This is a genomic window from Sphingorhabdus sp. (assembly GCF_040079335.1).
Classification (GTDB): domain Bacteria; phylum Pseudomonadota; class Alphaproteobacteria; order Sphingomonadales; family Sphingomonadaceae; genus Sphingorhabdus_B.
On record NZ_JBEBKL010000135.1, the window covers coordinates 1 to 1,743 of the forward strand.

At 57.4% G+C, this 1,743-nt stretch carries 2 protein-coding genes; one reads left to right on the forward strand and one right to left on the reverse strand.

The features are described from left to right. Nucleotides 1-194: 194 nt before the first annotated feature. A complete protein-coding gene (locus ABL922_RS14855) occupies nucleotides 195-1,178 on the reverse strand; it encodes an LLM class flavin-dependent oxidoreductase (protein WP_349024985.1) in 984 nt (327 codons plus the stop codon). 95 nt (nucleotides 1,179-1,273) lie between these two features. Here ABL922_RS14855 and ABL922_RS14860 point away from each other — a divergent pair. Then, nucleotides 1,274-1,743: aldo/keto reductase (locus tag ABL922_RS14860; RefSeq protein WP_349024984.1), on the forward strand; the 470-nt coding region annotated here is incomplete at its 3' end.

Genomic DNA, 1,743 nt, shown 5'->3' on the forward strand with positions numbered 1-1,743 from the left:
CGCTCAAGCACCTCGGCAACCTGCTCAAAAAGCTTGGCCCGCTTGATCGCAATCATAGTGGTATACCTGTCATACCAGTACCTTGCAGAAAATGTTTTCACGAGTCAACACCGCATGGCGAAGGGCTGTGAATCACAGTGCCCGAACCTGAAAATTCCTCCGCCTACGGATGATATCGGAAGGGGCGGATCAGTTCATGCCAGCTTGAGGTTAGCCAGCAACTCATAAGACCGAAGCCGCGCCGCATGATCATAGATCGCCGATGACACCATGAGTTCATCGACACCGGTTTTGGCGATAAATTCTTGCAAAGCGACTTCAACGGTTTTCGGCGACCCGACGAAAGAGCAGCCCAGCATCCGCGAAGCCTGCATCTTTTCAGTAGGCGTCCAGTAAGTCTCGATATCGTCAATCGGCGGCTTCAAGAACCCGCGGTCCTTACGGAACATGTCGGTGAAGCGCTGCTGGATGGAGGTGAAGAGATGCGTTGCCTCCCCATCCGTCTCAGCGACGATGACATTCACGCCAGCCATGGCATAGGGTTCAGCCAATTGCGCCGATGGTTCAAAGCGCGTGCGATACACTTCAAGCGCCTGGTACAGCGCGTCGGGCGCAAAATGCGAGGCAAAAGCATAGGGCAGTCCCAGCATGGCAGCGAGATGCGAACCAAAAAGGCTCGATCCGAGAATCCACAGGGGAACATTGAGATCTGCCCCCGGAACCGCCTGAATCGTCTGGCCCGCCAGCACCGGGCCAAGCAGCGCCTGCAATTCAAGAACATCCTGCGGGAAACGTTCCGACGCCGATGCTTCGCGCCTAAGCGCCCGCCAGGTGTTCTGGTCGGTGCCCGGCGCGCGGCCCAAGCCCAGATCAATCCGGCCGGGATAGAGCGATTCCAGCGTGCCGAATTGCTCGGCAATGATCATCGGCGAATGGTTGGGCAGCATGATGCCGCCGGCCCCAACCCTGATCGTGCTGGTGCTGCCGGCGATATAGCCGATCACCACCGAGGTAGCCGCACTGGCAATGCCCACCATGTTGTGATGCTCGGCAAGCCAATAGCGCGTGTAACCCCAGCGCTCCACATGCTGGGCCAGGTCGCGGGCATTTTTGAAGGCGTCGGCGGGGGTTTTGCCCTCTGAAACCGGGGCTAAATCAAGAACGGCAAGTTCGACCATGTCGCTTTCTTCCAATTTACATTATAGGCTCAATATCAATAGCAAGATGGTGTGCCGCGTGGCGGATTGTTAGGTTCAAATGTGTCGGAGAGAAAATGAAACTTGATCCAACTGAAAAAGTGGCCCTGGGCCAAACCGGGCTTTCCGTCAGCAGGCTGTGTTTCGGCCTAGGCCCTATCGGCGATATGCCCGATACCTATGGCTACAAGGTAGACGCCGAGCGCGGCCGCGAAACCGTGCGCGCCGTGCTCGACAGCCCGGTTAATTTTCTCGATACCTCGCGCAATTATGGCATGGGGCGGAGCGAGGAGCGTATCGGCGAAGTGATCCGCGAGCGAGGCGGAATTCCCAAAGGCTTCGTCATTTCCAGCAAGCTCGACCGCGACATGGAGACCCTGAAATTCGATGCCGCGCGGGCCCGCCGCTCACTGGAAGAAAGCCTGAAGACGCTCAATGTTGACAAGATACAGCTTCTCCATGTGCACGATCCCGAATACGCATCATCCCTTTCCGACGTGACCGGCCCCAAGGGCGCGCTTGCCGAACTCTTCCGCATGAAGGAAGA